Below are 14004 nucleotides of genomic sequence, written 5' to 3' on the forward strand. Positions count from 1 at the left end.
GCGACTACGACACGACATTTCGACAATCATGGATTTGAAACGCTTCGCGCGCTCGTTCAAGGCGATGCTGGGTGCGCGCGCCCTCCACATGGCGGCAAGTGGCGTGCTGACCGTCGTCCTCGCGCGGTACCTGCTGACCCAAGAGCAGTACGGACTGCTCGGGTCGGCGCTGGCCGTGCTAGGGGTCGTGCAACTGTTCACGGATCTGGGCATCGCCAAGGCGGCCGCGCGCTACGTCACGGAGTACCGCGAGACGAACCCCAAACAGGTGCCCCACGTCCTCCGGACCGCGGTGATATATCGCCTCGGGTGCGTCTTCGCCGTCGGCGGCCTGTTCGCACTTCTCGGCGGGTACGTCGCCGAACTCGTCGGCCAACCCGAGATAGCGACCCTGCTGGTCGTCGGCACGGGCTACATCGCGGCCCACTCGATGTTCACTTTCTCGCAGGTGCTGTTTCAAGGGTACAACCAGATAACCGACAGCGCGCTCATCCGGGCGGTCGGGTCGGTCGCTCGACTCGCGCTCGCGGCGGCGTTCGTCCTCATCATCGGTGGCGCGGTCGGCGCGCTGGTCGGCTACATCGTCGGCTACGGTCTCGGCGGTCTGCTCGGTCTCTACCTGCTCTACCGGAAGTGCTACCGGGACGAGGAGAAAGCCGAGCGACCCGAGGAGGGTCTCAAGCGCCGGGTCGCCCGGTACAGCGTCCCGCTGACCGCGACCCGCGGGGCCAACATCCTCGACAAGCGCGTGGACACCATCCTCGTGGGCTACTTCATGAACCCGGTCGCGGTGGGGTATTACTACCTCTCGAAGCAGGTCGTGGGGTTTATCCACTCGCCCGCGGCCTCGCTCGGGTTCACGCTCTCGCCCGCCTACGGCGAGCACAAGGCCGGGGGCGAGACCGACCGCGCCGCCGGAATCTACGAGACGACGCTGAAGTACATCCTGCTGCTGTACGTCCCGGCCGCGGCGGGCGTCGTCATCGTGGCCGAACCCGCATTGTCGCTCGTCTTTGGCGAGAAGTGGGTCGGTGCCGCGCCCGTCTTACAGGTGTTCGCGGCCTACGTCGTCCTCCAAGCGATTTCGTACGTCACGGGCGACACGCTCGACTTCCTCGGGCGGGCGCGCGAGCGAGCAATCGCCAAGGGCGGCGGGTCGGTCGCCAACTTCCTGTTGAACCTCGTGATGATTCCCGCGTTCGGCGTGGTCGGCGCGGCCGCCGCGACAGTAATCACCCACAGCGCCGTCCTCGCGGTCACGCTCTGGGTCATCCACGCCGAACTCTCGCTGTCGGTCGGCGCGCTCGTTCGCCACTTCCTCGCGGTCGCCGCCGTCACGGGCGCGATGTCCGTGGCGGTCCTCGCGGTCCTCACGCAGGCCGCGGGCGCGCTCGCGGTCGTGGCGTCGGTCGTCGCCGGTATCGCGGTCTGGGCGGGTCTCTCGGTCGCGGGCGGCCTGCTCGACCTGCGGCGCGTCAGAACCATCTTCACCTGAATCATGACTCGGACACTACTCACTCGACGCACGACCGTTCGGCCGACGACCGAAACCCGGCTTATTTGCCGCGCCGAATCGAGGGGAAAACCATGAGCGAGGGTGCGTCAGCGAGATACGATTCGATAGCGAGCGACAGCGAGGTGTCCGACCGGACGGTGCTGATAACCGGGGGCGCTGGATTCGTCGGAAGCCACCTCGCGGAGGCACTGGTTGCAGACAACGAGGTCCGAATCCTCGACAATCTCTCGGGAGGCGCGCGCGCCCACGTTCCCACGGGCGCGGACCTCGTGGAGGGAGACGTACGCGACACCGAAACGCTCGCCGACGCGATGGCTGGCGTGGACCTCGTGTTCCACGAGGCCGCGCTGGTGTCGGTCGAGGAGTCGGTCGCCGACCCGCCCAAGAGCAACCGCATCAACGCCGCCGCGACCGTGGACCTGCTCGAAGCGGCCCGCAAAGAGGACGCCCGCGTGGTGCTGGCGTCCTCTGCCGCGATTTACGGCCACCCCGATTCGGTCCCGGTCGCCGAGGGCGACTCGAAAGACCCGACCTCGCCCTACGGCATCGATAAACTGGCCCTCGACCACTACGCTCGACGGTATCACGACCTCTACGGTCTCGAAACCGTCCCACTGCGCTACTTCAACGTCTACGGCCCGCGCCAGAACCCGGAGTACAGCGCGGTCGTCAACGTCTTTTTCCAGCAGGCCGCCGACGGCGGTCCCCTCACCGTCGAGGGCGACGGCGAACAGACCCGCGACTTCGTCCACGTCCGCGACGTGGTGCAGGCGAACCTGCTCGCGGCGACGACCGACCGCGTGGGCGAACCGTTCAACGTCGGGACGGGCCACAGCGTCACGGTGAACGAACTCGCCGAGACGGTGGTCGAGGTGACGAACTCCGAGGCCGAGATTACCCATGTCGAGACCCGTCCCGGCGACATCCGCCACAGCGAGGCCGACATCTCGACGGCGCGCGAGGAGTTGGGCTACGAACCGACGATTTCGCTGGCGGACGGACTTCGGACGTTGGCCGCGGTGAAGGGATTGCGATAGGTCGGCGTTTGCGACTCTCAGAATAGAACAGAACAATACGAATCAGCAGTCGAACGTCCGCCTTTCCCCGTAGCGTCACTTCTCGTTGATGGACTCGCTGGCGATGTTGCGTCCGCGAGTCTTCAGACTCACTTCGCGCCGTTTGCGCACTTCTTCGAGGACATCGACCTCGACGAGTCGCTCGAAGATGCGCTCGACTTCGTCCACGTCCATCCCGAGGAAGTCGGGAATCTCGAACGACGAGACGCCCGAGTAGAGCGCCATCAGCACCTCTTTCTCGGTCTCGTCGAGTTCGACTCCGCCCTCGTTCTTGCGCTCGCCTTTCTTCAACAGCGACTCCAACAGGGCACACCGTCGCGTCTCGCCCGAGATGTACGTCTGAACGCTGGTGTCGCCCTGCGTGTGTTCGACCTCCAGCACGGTTCGCTGTTCGCCCTTGACGGTCCGGGTCGCCCTGTCAACCCCGCCGATGTCGTCGAGTTCGATGCCGACGAAGGTGCCCGAGGCGATGGCGACGTTGACCATCTCCTCGGTGATTTTGATGCGGGCTTTCTCCCAGTCGGTGTCCTGAATGACGCCTCCTTCGACGGCGGGGTGCTTGGTCAGGATCATCTCCTGATTGAGCAGGGCCCCGTACACGTCGGTCTCGAACTCGTCGATGTCCATGCTCGTGCCGAGCAGGACGACGTTGTTTCCGAACTCGATGCTCAGGTAGTCCGAGACCGAAGCGACGGCCTGATTCACGTCGTAGCGGCCCTTCAGCCCCTTGATATTCGAAAGGGGAATCGACCGCTTACCCTGATTGCCCGCCAACACGATTCGCTTGTTCGACAGGAGGATGCGACCGCTGGTCCAGTCGGGGTCGTTGAGTTTGCGACCCTTCTTGACGACCTGCAGGAACTTCCCCTTCGTATCGGTTATCTTGTGCTCGCCTTCCTTGCTCATGCGTGGTGTCTACGTTCTCGGCGCGGTCGTTCGCGTCGGGGGCGTTTAAATGCGCTCATGGCAGGCGCGGATGGTGGTCAGTCGTTCTGCATGTCGTCAACGCGCGCCGACAGTTCGTCGATGGCGCGGGTCTGCTCGCGGGTCGCCGACACGATGTCGTCGGTCGCGCTCTCGACCTGTCGGGTCTGGTCGCGCACGTCTTCGACGGTCGCCATCACCTGTTCGACGTTGGCGGCCTGCTCGTCGTTGGCCTGCGCGACCTCGGTCACGCCGGTCGCGGCCTCCTCGACCGCGTCGGCGATCTCTTCGAGCGCCACCAGCGCGTCCTCGATCTCGTCGCCAGCGTACTTGACCTGCTCGTTGGACTCCTCGACGGCGACCACGGTCTCGTTGGCTTGGGACTGAATCTCCTCGATGCGCTGGGCGATCTCCTCGGTGTGTTCGCGGGTCTCGTTGGCGAGTTCCTTAACCTCGTCGGCGACGACTTCGAAGCCGCTTCCGGCCTCGCCAGCGCGGGCGGCCTCGATGTTGGCGTTGAGCGCCAGCAGGTTCGTCTGGTCGGCGACTTCGGCGATGACTTCGACCACGTCCTCTATCTCGTTCATCTGGGACTCGAGTTCGGTCACGGTATCCACGAGGTCGTCGCTCATCTCGATGACTTCGTCGGTGGCCTCGCGCGCGCCCTGACTGGATTCCAGTCCACTGTCGGCTGACGCTTTGGCCTGCTCGGCCGCGGAAGCAACCTCGTCGGAACTGGCCGCGACTTCCTCCATGCTGGCCGAGAAGTTCTCCATCTGCGTGGCGACCTCCGAAAGCTGTTCAGTCTGAGCGTCAACGCGCTTGTCGATGACCTGCGCCGACTCGGAGGCCTGTTCGACCGACGTTTCGAGTTCGTCGGCCTTCTCGCCGACTCGATTGGCCAGCGCCTCGAAGCGCTCGGCCATGTCGTTGACTTGATCGACGACTTCAACCAGCGAATCGTCAACGACATCGTACTCGTCTTCGAAGGAGGCCCGCGCCGAGAGGTCGCCCATCTCCATCGCGGTCAGCGTGCCGATGAGTTCCTCAACCAGCGAGGTGACGCCCTCCTGTCGGTGGATGTCCTCGGTGCGGTCCCGGACAGTCTCGACCACCGCGATGAGGTCGTCGTCGTCGTACAGCGGCATCGCCGAGAACTCTATTTTCCGCTCCTCGCCGTCGCGGCTTACCATCGTCCCTTCGTCGGTGTACAGCGTTTGGGTGGAGTCGGCCTTCTCCACGTCGAACTCGGTGTGCGCGGACTCGGGGGCCTCGGCTACCTTGTCGGCCAGCGTCTTTACCCGGCGGCCGTCGGGATAGAACGCCTCGCTGACGTTTTCGAGACCGAGCGCGTCCTCGGACGTGACGCCGGTGAGGTCCGCGAGTGCGGAGTTCCACGCCGCGACCTTCTTGCGCTCCGTGTCGAGCATGAACACCGGGACGCCGATACCGTCGAGCAACTCGTCGTCCTCGACGTTGAGTTCCTCTTCTTCCTCGCCCGACCCGGCCGACTGGTAGGCGTCGAGTCCGGACTGCATGTCGGCCATCGTGGCCGACAGCGCAGACTGGAGTTCGTCCTCGGCCCGAGAGAGTTCCTCGGCGACCGCCTCGTTGTCCGCCCCGAGTCGGTGTTCGAGTCGCTCGAACGTCTCGCTGACCAGTTGCTCGACGCCGACACCGTAGGTACCGGCGAACGTTCCCGCCGAAACCGACGCGTCGGCGTGGCGTCGCCCGAGGTCGGCGGCGTCGCCCGCCGCGGCCTCGGGGTCGTCGAGTACGTGCCCGAGGTGAACCGCTTGGGCCTGTTGCAGGTCGTCGCTCACGTCGGTGTCCCGATACGTCCCAGAGAGTGCCGAGCGCGTGATAGTTCCCCCCGACGAGACGGACACGTCACCGGTCTGGGTACCGCCGTCGAACGTCACGTTTCGCTGTCGTTCGCCGTCGTTCTCCACATTACGTAAACTTGTTAAAATTTTCAGTAGCCTGTCCCGGACCATCTTATTCCGGAAAGAGACACCAACCGGATATAAAGCTTTACTCAAATTTCACGCGCGATAACCCCGACTATCCGCGGCCACCGAGTTTCGACAGCGCGGAGAACGCCCGCTTTCGAACTTCCTCGTCGTCGGTGTCGTCGATGATTTCGTTGAGTCGTCTGCGCGCCCGCTCGCCGCCAACCTTGCCGAGCGTGAACGCCGCCTTGGCGCGCGCATCGCTGCTCGCCTCCGTGTCGTCCAACACATCGAGCAGCGCATCCTCGGCCGCTTCGCCGCCGACCTCCGCGATGCTCGTCGCGGCGAACTGCGCGGTCATCCCGTCCTTGTCGTCCAGCACCGACGCCAACGCCTCGATGGCCGCCTCGCGGTTGTCGTCGCCCGCGACTCGCCCGAGCAACCACGCCGCGTTCCGACGTTGGTGGGCCTGCGTGCCCTCTTCGAGAATATCGACCAGCGAGTCCACGACGCTCCGGTGGTCGGTGGCGCTCAACTTCTCGACCATTCGCTCGCGGAGGTCGTGGCTCTGTTGGCCCGGCGCGTTCGACAGGAGTTCGATGAGCGAGAACACCGCTGCTCGCCGAACCGCCTCGATTTCGTCGGAGAGCAGCGACACCAACGCGTCCAGCGGTTTCGCGCTCCCGAAGTTGCCCAGCGAGTTGGCCGCGATTCGCCGAACCGTCTCGCTCTCGTCGTCCAGCAGGTCCAACAGCGCCGACAGCGCCTCGTCGCCGCCGATGCGCCCGAGCGAGTCGGCGGACTCCCGACGGACCTCAACGCTCTCGTCGCCCAGTCGCTTCCGAAGTGCGGCGACAGCCCGCGGGTCCTCGATGCGGCCGAGCGCGCGCGCTGCCCGCGCCCGAACCCGCGGGTCGGGGTCGCCGAGTCGCTTGACCAGCGCCTTCGTCCCGGCCTTGTTGCCGATGCGCCCGAGAGCGTTGGCCGACGCCATGCGAAGTTCGGGTTGGTCGGCAGAAAGCGTCTCGGCCAGCGCCTCGGCCCGCGCCCACTCGGCGCCGTCGGTCGGAATCTCCTCACCAGTCAGCGCGGCGACGAGTCGCTCGACGGCGTGGCGCTGGTCGAGCGCGTCGATGGCCGCCGCGCGAACAGCCTCGCTGTCGTCGTTCTGGACGGCCGTCACCAGCGGGTCCAACACTTCGTGGTCCTCGGCCTCCACCTCGCCGAGGATGTCGGCCGCGCGCCGACGGACCGGCTCGCTGTTGCTCTTGGCCAACAGCGAGGTGAGTTGGTCCACATCGCCCGTCTTCTCCAGTTCGAACAGCGAAGTCACGACTGTTCGAAAGAGTCGCGCCGAGAAAAAACGTGGTGTTACGCGGTCGAAACGGAGAGGAAGGTCAGTTTGCGAGCGATGCGGCTTAGACCGTGACTGCGCTCTCTTGGGAGAGCGACTGCGGCACGTTGGCACGGTACTGAGTCACAGCGCCGTACTGGGTGGTGAGCTTGAGTTTGACCTCTTCGCCCTCACCGAGTGCGCTGGAAATCTTGGTAGCGTTCATCGAGACCTTGAACCGGTCGTCCTGCGTGTTGAGGACCGGCGAGGAGCCGTCGGGGTCCTTGATGGGACTGACCGAGAAGCTGCTGTCGTCCGCAGTCTCGTTGTACGTCAGCGTCTTGGCTTCCTCTGGCCCGATCCACTCGATGGTGGCCGCCGAGAGGTTGATGTCGTCCGACCCGGAGCCACGCATGACCGTCAGGTTAACCTGTTCGACTTCCTCGTTACCGACGACGCCGAACGCACTGACGACCTGCACGCGGTTCGAGACCTGTGCACTACTCTCCTGACCAGTCTGCTCGGATTTGGTCTGGAGGAACCCAGCCGTGTTGATGAGCACGCCCGCTGCGATTGCTGCGACGAGCACCATCGCGATGAACACGATGAGCGTACCGATACCGACCTGACCTCTGTCAGTTAGCCGCTCTTTGATTTTCTCTTTCATTGTTTCACGTCCTGTCCGAACGTCAATGTGACATTGACTACGGACTCTATGCGGAACGAAACGAAGCTCCGTAATAAATCTACGGCCTCGATTATCAGTCCTGATATTAGGTAGGCGGACAGTAACGAAATACGATACGTGACCTCTCAGGCGGTAAAGCCCTGCAAATATCGGACATTCTCCCGTCGTGACTCATTCGTCGCCGGTGATACTGTAGATGACGAACAGATAGCCGATAGTGGTGATAAGATAGTTGACCGACAGCAGCATTCGGGTCTGTTCGAAGCGAGTCACGAAGGCACTCACAGTCGTCGCTATCGCGGCGGCGACGATGAGCGTAAACCCTATCGAGAGATGGAACATCGCCTGTCTGGAGGTCCGACTATACGCGCGGACCGCGATTCCGACCATCGAGAGACCGGCAGTTGCCAACGTGGCGCTGAACACGACGTACAGCAGTTCTATCGTTTGCATGGTTTTCCTGAGCTGAGAGGCCGCCCGTCCGCGAGCGGGAACCGAATCGCCGACGGACGCCGCCGGGGTTCTCCGGAATCGATTCGGTTCATTCTGCTTTCAGGTCGCGCCACACGTCTGCCAGCGAGTTGTCCACGTCCGGGCGGTCATCGACGGACACGTCGATGTTCTTTTCCTCGAAGGTGAACTCGAGCGCGTCCACGTTGCGTCGGTACACTTTGGTGCGCCGCCCCTCGTCGGAAAACTCCCTGCCCGACAGTTCGAGCAGGTCAACCTCGGTGAGTTCCTCGATACGGCGATAGCTCGTCGCTATCGGGATTTCGAGTTCGTCACTCAACTCCTGAGCCGACATCGGCTCGTTCGTGGCGCGGAGTATCTCGGCGTTGTACTTGTTGCCGAGCACTCGGAGCAGTTCCACGGCCTCCATCAATTATCGCGTTTGAAAACACGGGTTAAAAAGGTACCGTAGCCGACCCATCAGCGGGACCAAACTGGTCGGCGTCGGAACAGTAAAGTAGTATCCGCGGGACCCTCCGAACATGCCAGAGACAGTCGGCGACGTTCAGGTCCTCGAATTCCGTCTGGAGGACCGGAAATACTGCATCGACATCGCCCATGTGGACGAGATCGTGGACAAGGACGAACTGACACCACTTCCGAACTCCGACCCTCGTGTCGAAGGGGTGATGGACCTCCGGGGTATCACGACGACGATCATCAACCCCAAGCGGGTGCTCGACCTCGAAGAGACCGAGACCGGCGAGCGCGTCGTCGTCCTCGAAAGCGACGACGGCGACGAGGACGGAAGCGTCGGGTGGCTCATCGACGCGGTGAATCAGGTCGTCAGCATCGACACCGACGACGTGGACGAGAGCGTCGAAAGCGGCTCGGTCCGGGGAATCATCCGGCAGGACGACGACTTCGTGGTCTGGGTCAAGCCCGAAGAGATCAACAACTGAGCCGTCGGATTCCGCTCGTCACGTTTTCTATCGGCCGCGCGTGACAGTTCGGTATTTTCTATCGGTCGCTCGTGACGGACCGACCTCACCGGTCACGAGTCACGGTCTCGCCCGGCACGATTCCGACGCGCGGCGAGAGTATCGTGCCCGCGTCGAGCGCGACGTTGATACCGGTTTTCGCGTCGTCGCCGACGACGACGCCGAACTTCCGGCGGCCCGTCGAGACGCGTTCGCCCTTGACAGTGATTTTTACGGGGGCGTCGTCGTGGCGGAGGTTCGCCACGGTCGTCCCCGCGCCGAAGTTCACGTCTCGGCCCAGCACGCTGTCGCCGACGTAACTGAGGTGGCCGACGGTCGCGCCCGCCATTAGGACGCTGTTTTTTATCTCGACGCCGTGGCCGACCGTTGCGTCCTCGCCGACCAGCGTCGCACCGCGGACGTAGGCGTTCGGGCCGACGCTCGCGCCCGAGCGAATCAGCGCGGGACCCTCGACGACGACTCCCGAATCCACGGCCGCGCCCTCCTCGACCACGACCGCACCCCGGAGGTCGGCGTCCTCGTGGACGGACCCGCGGACGGCGCGGTCGAGGGCGGCGAGTTTCCACTCGTTGGCCTCCAACAGTTCCCACGGGCGGCCAACGTCGAGCCAGCGGTCGATTTCGACCGCCGTGACCTCGTGTTCGCGGACGGTGCGCGCCAGCACGTCGGTAATCTCGCGCTCGCCGCGCTCGCTGGCGGGTACGTCCAGCCACTCGCGGGCCTCCGCGGGGAAGACGTAGGCACCGGTGTTGGCGAGGTCAGTCTGCGGCTCGGCGGGTTTCTCCGTGATGTCGGTGACGGAGTCGCCCGCCGTTGAGAGGACCCCGTAGCTCGTCGGGTCCTCGACGCGGTGCGCGCCGACGCTGGGCCCGGCCTCGAAGAGTCGTTCGACGCCCGCGGGGTCGTAGAGGTTGTCACCGTTCAGCACCGCGAACTCGCCGTCTAGATGCTCGCGGGCCGCGCGCACCGCGTCGGCGGTCCCCGCCTGCTCGCGCTGGACCGCGTAGGTTACCGGGACGCCCGCGTACTCCTCGCCGAAGTATTCGCGGACCGTCTCGGCCTCGTAGCCGACGACGAGTATCAGTTCGTCAGCGCCCGCGCTCACCGCCGCGTCCGCGGCGTGGGCGGCCAGCGGTCGGTCGGCAACCGGGAGCATCGGTTTCGGGAGCGACGCCGACAGCGGCCGAATTCGGGTGCCCTCACCGGCGGCGAGGACGACTGCCTGAATCTGCTCGGCTGTCATTGGAGAGACGTGTCCGGGAGCGAGCTTTGTTACCACCCGCTTGACCCGGCGTAAGTGTGAGCTATCGGTCGGATTTCTCGGTCTGTTCTCGGTTCACGCGTCGCCGGACGCTCCTGCGAACGTCGATACGGACGGGAAACCGAGACGGTCGTTTCCGGATAAGTGTCGCCTACAGGCCGCGTATCGTTCCCTACCGAGCGGTCAGCGAGCGTATAACAAAGGGGACCGGACGCAATCTGTCGAGTATCACCCGCTTCCCGCACGTCGGGGCGGTCAGAACGGTACAATGCCCGATGGAGTAGCCCGGACGAACGATAGGCGCGGATTATGCGGCGGTCGGCGCCGTCCCGGACGAATATCGCATTACCACGCTCTAACCATGATAATTACCAACGCGAAGCTTGCGACCGAGACGACGGGGGTGTCCCGCTGATGTGTGGCATCATCGCGCGAATCGGCGGTGACGACGACAGCGCGGTCGATGAACTGCTCACGGGACTCGAAAATCTGGAGTACCGCGGGTACGACTCGGCCGGGGTGGCCATCAAGAACGGCGGCGGTCCGGAGGTGTTCAAGCGCCAAGGCGAAATCTCGCACCTGAAAGACGCCCTCGCTGACGACGTTCCCGAGGGCGGCCTCGGCATCGGTCACACCCGCTGGAGCACCCACGGACCGCCGAGCGACGCGAACGCCCACCCCCACACCGACTGCACCGGCGAGGTTGCAGTCGTCCACAACGGCATCATCGAGAACTACGACGAACTGAAAGCCGAGTTGCAGTCCCGCGGCCACGCTTTCGAGAGCGACACCGACACCGAGGTCATTCCCCACCTCGTGGAAGAGCAGTTGGCCGAGGGGACCGACCCCGAGACCGCGTTCCGCGAGACCATCGAGAAGCTCTCGGGGAGCTACGCGGTGGCGATGATAACGAAACACGACCACGCGGTGTACGCCACTCGACGCGGGTCCCCGCTGGTGCTGGGCGTGGACGAGGGCGAATACTTCCTCGCCAGCGACGTGCCCGCGTTTCTCGATTTCACCGACGACGTGATATATCTGGACGACGGCGACGTGGTCGTCGTGAACCCCGACGGCCACCGCATCTCGACTACCGAGGGCGAGACGGTCGAACGCTCGGTCCAGACGGTCGATTGGGACCCCGAAGACGCCGGAAAGGGCGGTTACGACCACTACATGCTCAAGGAGATTCACGAGCAACCCGCCGCGCTCCGCCAGACCCTCCGCGGCCGGGCCGACCCCCCAACCGGCGACATCCACCTCGAAGAGTTCCCGGAGGGGACCTTCGCGGGCGTGAACCGGGTCCAGTTCGTCGCCTGCGGGACCTCCTACCACGCAGGTCTCGTTGGGTCCCAGTTCCTCTCTTCGGGCGGCGTGCCCGCCCAAGCGTTCCTCGCCAGCGAGTACGCGACCGCTCAACCGCCGGTCGATGAGAACACCCTCGTTGTCGGCGTGACCCAGAGCGGCGAGACCGCCGACACCTTGAGCGCGCTCCGGCGGGCCAACGCCTCCGGCGCGCGAACGCTGGCGGTGACGAACGTCGTCGGTTCGACTGCGGCCCGCGAGTGCGACGACGCGCTGTTCATCCGGGCCGGGCCGGAGATCGGCGTCGCGGCGACCAAGACCTTCTCCTCGCAGGTCGTCTCGCTCGCCCTGCTGGCCGAGCGCCTCGTCCGCGACGCGACGGGGTCGCGCACCGACGACGCCCGCGAGCGTCTCGAAGCCCTCTCGGACCTGCCGGGTCACGTCCAGCAGATTCTCGACTACACGAGCGCCCGCAGAGTCGCCGAAAGCTACCGCGACAGCGAGGCGTACTTCTTCATCGGCCGGGGCGCGGTCCGACCGGTCGCGCTGGAAGGGGCCTTGAAGTTCAAGGAAATCTCCTACGAACACGCCGAGGGGTTCGCGGCGGGCGAGTTGAAACACGGCCCGCTCGCGCTCGTCACGCCCGAGACGCCCGTCTTCGCGGTGTTCACCGGCCGCAACGACGAGAAGACGCTGGGCAACGTCAAGGAGGCCGAGGCGCGGGGCGCGCCCGTGGTCGCGGTCGCCAGCCCCGAGCAGGAGATGGTCCACCAGTACGCCGACGAGGTGCTGACGATTCCCGAGACGCACCCCGACGTGGCGGGCGTGCTGGCCAACGTCCAGTTGCAACTGCTGTCGTACCACGCCGCCGACCTGCTCGGGCGCGCCATCGACAAGCCGAGAAACCTCGCCAAGAGCGTGACCGTCGAGTAGAAACCGACGATTACCGTGCAGAACGCACCTGAACGGTCGGTCCGATTTACTCACCGACCGCCCGAACGAAGCGACACGATGGGTTCTGTCGTACTCTCCCTCGACGCCGAACTCGCGTGGGGGTTCCACGACCGCGAGACGATGCCAGAAGACCGGGTGACCACGGCCCGCGAGTCGTGGCTTCGCCTGCTCGACCTGTTCGACGACCACGGGATTCCGGCGACATGGGCAGTCGTGGGTCACCTGTTCCACGACTCCTGCGACGGCGACCACGAGGCGCATCCGACACCCGAAGGGTGGTTCGACCGCGACCCCGGTACGTGGGAGGGCCGCGACGAACAGTGGTACGGCGCGAAGCTAATCGACGCCATCGAGGACGCCGACGCCGACCACGAAATCGGCTCCCACACCTACTCGCACGTCGAGATGGGCCACACCACGCGGGAAATCGCGTCGGCGGAGATGCGCGAGTGCGTCGAACTCGCCGAGGACCGAGGTCTCTCGGTCGATTCGGTCGTCTTCCCGAGAAACTACGTCGGCCACCGCGACGTGCTGGCGGCCTACGGCGTCAAGAGCTACCGGGGAACCCAACCCCGGCAGTGGTACGACCGCGGCCCGCTCGGGGCGCTGAGCAAGCTACTGGGGTGGCCTACGGGCGCGGTTTCGCCGACGCTGGTCACCCCCGAGGAGGACGAGTACGGACTGGTCAACATCCCGGCCTCGCTCTATCTGTTCTGCTTCGAGGGCCGACCGCGGGCCGCCGTCGAGCGCGTGACCGACGACCCCGTCGTCAGCGTGGCCAAGCGCGGCATCGACCGCGCGAGCGCCGAGAACGGCGTGTTCCACATGTGGCTCCATCCGAACAACCTGACCGACGAGCGGGACTTCGACCGACTCGACGCTATCCTCTCGTACCTCGCGCAGGTTCGGGACACGACCCCGCTTTCGGTCGAGACGATGGGGTCCATCGCGGCCGACATCAAGGACGACGAACCGCTCCCGCGCGAGCCTATCGGCCCGCGCTAATCGGGCTTTGCCGCGATTCCGGCCGACGATACTGACCGTTTCTCGGCTCGTTCGATTCGACTTCTGACGGTGGATGACTGAGCGACCGGAGGGAGGGAAAAGAGGTTGGGGAGGCGTGAGGCTGACGCGGTGCTGTGCGGGGCGGATGCGGTATGATTGGCTCACGCCTGAAGCCAGCTCTCCCGACGAAGTTCTATCAGATGGTTCAGGAAGTAGCGAACAGGTGAACTGCTTACCGTCTGTTCGTCGCAAAAGCGGAAGGGGCGGGAGTCGAACTCGCCGAGACGGTCCGGGCGTGCGGCGCTTCGCGCCGTTCCGGGCTTGCGACTCGTCTGCTCGACTCCCTTCAGAACTCCGTTCGTGGCTCGCAGTGTGGCGAGGACACGCTACGCGGTGCTCGCCGGTTGCTCGCCACAGAACGGAAGGGGCGGGAGTCGAACCACGCGAAGCCTGTAAGGCTGCCACCGGTACCGCCCGGTGGCACTCTACCACTGAGCTACCCTTCCTCGTCCGGCAGTTCGGTCCAGACCGACTTCGTT

Annotated in this window: 12 protein-coding genes and 1 tRNA gene; 5 read left to right on the forward strand and 8 right to left on the reverse strand. The window is 65.0% G+C overall.

The genetic code is table 11. The annotated features are described in order from the left end of the window. The first annotated feature begins 28 nt into the window (after window positions 1–28). Both EP007_RS01010 and EP007_RS01015 read left to right on the forward strand, forming a co-directional pair. Complete coding sequence (locus tag EP007_RS01010; RefSeq protein WP_128475875.1) at window positions 29–1495, forward strand: flippase; 1467 nt, start codon at window positions 29–31, stop codon at window positions 1493–1495. Between the two features lie 92 nt (window positions 1496–1587). Beyond that, a complete protein-coding gene (locus EP007_RS01015) occupies window positions 1588–2553 on the forward strand; it encodes an NAD-dependent epimerase/dehydratase family protein (protein WP_128475876.1) in 966 nt (321 codons plus the stop codon). A 75-nt stretch (window positions 2554–2628) separates the two neighbouring features. On the opposite strand, the gene EP007_RS01020 is transcribed toward EP007_RS01015, so the two are convergent. The 6 genes from EP007_RS01020 to EP007_RS01045 form a co-directional block, all read right to left on the reverse strand. Beyond that, entirely contained in the window at window positions 2629–3498 is an 870-nt protein-coding gene (locus EP007_RS01020; protein WP_128475877.1) for a CheF family chemotaxis protein, read from the reverse strand. 77 nt (window positions 3499–3575) lie between these two features. Then, entirely contained in the window at window positions 3576–5468 is a 1893-nt protein-coding gene (locus EP007_RS01025) for a methyl-accepting chemotaxis protein (protein ID WP_243700415.1), read from the reverse strand. Window positions 5469–5580: 112 nt separating this feature from the next. Further along, window positions 5581–6801, reverse strand: a complete 1221-nt coding sequence (locus EP007_RS01030) for a HEAT repeat domain-containing protein (RefSeq protein ID WP_128475879.1) — start codon at window positions 6799–6801, stop codon at window positions 5581–5583. Between the two features lie 85 nt (window positions 6802–6886). Next, window positions 6887–7468, reverse strand: coding sequence for an archaellin/type IV pilin N-terminal domain-containing protein (locus tag EP007_RS01035; protein ID WP_128475880.1), 582 nt, complete (start codon window positions 7466–7468; stop codon window positions 6887–6889). A gap of 192 nt (window positions 7469–7660) precedes the next feature. Continuing rightward, entirely contained in the window at window positions 7661–7942 is a 282-nt protein-coding gene (locus EP007_RS01040; protein WP_128475881.1) for a DUF7521 family protein, read from the reverse strand. A gap of 88 nt (window positions 7943–8030) precedes the next feature. Beyond that, on the reverse strand, window positions 8031–8369 hold the full coding sequence (locus tag EP007_RS01045) for an ArsR/SmtB family transcription factor (protein ID WP_128475882.1): 339 nt from the start codon (window positions 8367–8369) through the stop codon (window positions 8031–8033). 112 nt (window positions 8370–8481) lie between these two features. Between EP007_RS01045 and EP007_RS01050 the strand changes: the two genes are divergently transcribed. Continuing rightward, entirely contained in the window at window positions 8482–8901 is a 420-nt protein-coding gene (locus EP007_RS01050; protein ID WP_128475883.1) for a chemotaxis protein CheW, read from the forward strand. Window positions 8902–8986: 85 nt separating this feature from the next. Here the strand turns inward: EP007_RS01050 and glmU are convergent, their stop codons facing one another. After that, window positions 8987–10168 (reverse strand): bifunctional sugar-1-phosphate nucleotidylyltransferase/acetyltransferase, encoded by a 1182-nt coding sequence (gene glmU, locus EP007_RS01055; RefSeq protein ID WP_128478467.1) that lies wholly within the window; start codon window positions 10166–10168, stop codon window positions 8987–8989. A gap of 447 nt (window positions 10169–10615) precedes the next feature. On the opposite strand from glmU, the gene glmS reads away from it, so the two are divergent. Further along, the gene (glmS, locus tag EP007_RS01060; protein ID WP_128475884.1) at window positions 10616–12439 is read left to right on the forward strand and encodes a glutamine--fructose-6-phosphate transaminase (isomerizing); all 1824 of its coding nucleotides are present in this window, start codon (window positions 10616–10618) and stop codon (window positions 12437–12439) included. A 78-nt stretch (window positions 12440–12517) separates the two neighbouring features. Next, a complete protein-coding gene (locus EP007_RS01065) occupies window positions 12518–13465 on the forward strand; it encodes a polysaccharide deacetylase family protein (RefSeq protein ID WP_128475885.1) in 948 nt (315 codons plus the stop codon). Window positions 13466–13884: 419 nt separating this feature from the next. Here the strand turns inward: EP007_RS01065 and EP007_RS01070 are convergent. Next, window positions 13885–13971 (reverse strand) — tRNA-OTHER (locus EP007_RS01070). Window positions 13972–14004 lie beyond the last annotated feature (33 nt).

The organism is Halorussus pelagicus, assembly GCF_004087835.1.
Taxonomy (GTDB): domain Archaea; phylum Halobacteriota; class Halobacteria; order Halobacteriales; family Haladaptataceae; genus Halorussus; species Halorussus pelagicus.

Excerpts from the sequence above, each read along its gene's own strand:
- EP007_RS01020 (WP_128475877.1), bottom strand. The coding sequence starts at position 3,498 with ATGAGCAAGGAAGGCGAGCACAAGATAACCGATACGAAGGGGAAGTTC.
- EP007_RS01040 (WP_128475881.1), bottom strand. The coding sequence starts at position 7,942 with ATGCAAACGATAGAACTGCTGTACGTCGTGTTCAGCGCCACGTTGGCA.
- EP007_RS01065 (WP_128475885.1), top strand. The coding sequence starts at position 12,518 with ATGGGTTCTGTCGTACTCTCCCTCGACGCCGAACTCGCGTGGGGGTTC.
- EP007_RS01050 (WP_128475883.1), top strand. The coding sequence starts at position 8,482 with ATGCCAGAGACAGTCGGCGACGTTCAGGTCCTCGAATTCCGTCTGGAG.
- EP007_RS01045 (WP_128475882.1), bottom strand. The coding sequence starts at position 8,369 with ATGGAGGCCGTGGAACTGCTCCGAGTGCTCGGCAACAAGTACAACGCC.
- EP007_RS01010 (WP_128475875.1), top strand. The coding sequence starts at position 29 with ATGGATTTGAAACGCTTCGCGCGCTCGTTCAAGGCGATGCTGGGTGCG.
- EP007_RS01035 (WP_128475880.1), bottom strand. The coding sequence starts at position 7,468 with ATGAAAGAGAAAATCAAAGAGCGGCTAACTGACAGAGGTCAGGTCGGT.
- EP007_RS01015 (WP_128475876.1), top strand. The coding sequence starts at position 1,588 with ATGAGCGAGGGTGCGTCAGCGAGATACGATTCGATAGCGAGCGACAGC.
- glmS (WP_128475884.1), top strand. The coding sequence starts at position 10,616 with ATGTGTGGCATCATCGCGCGAATCGGCGGTGACGACGACAGCGCGGTC.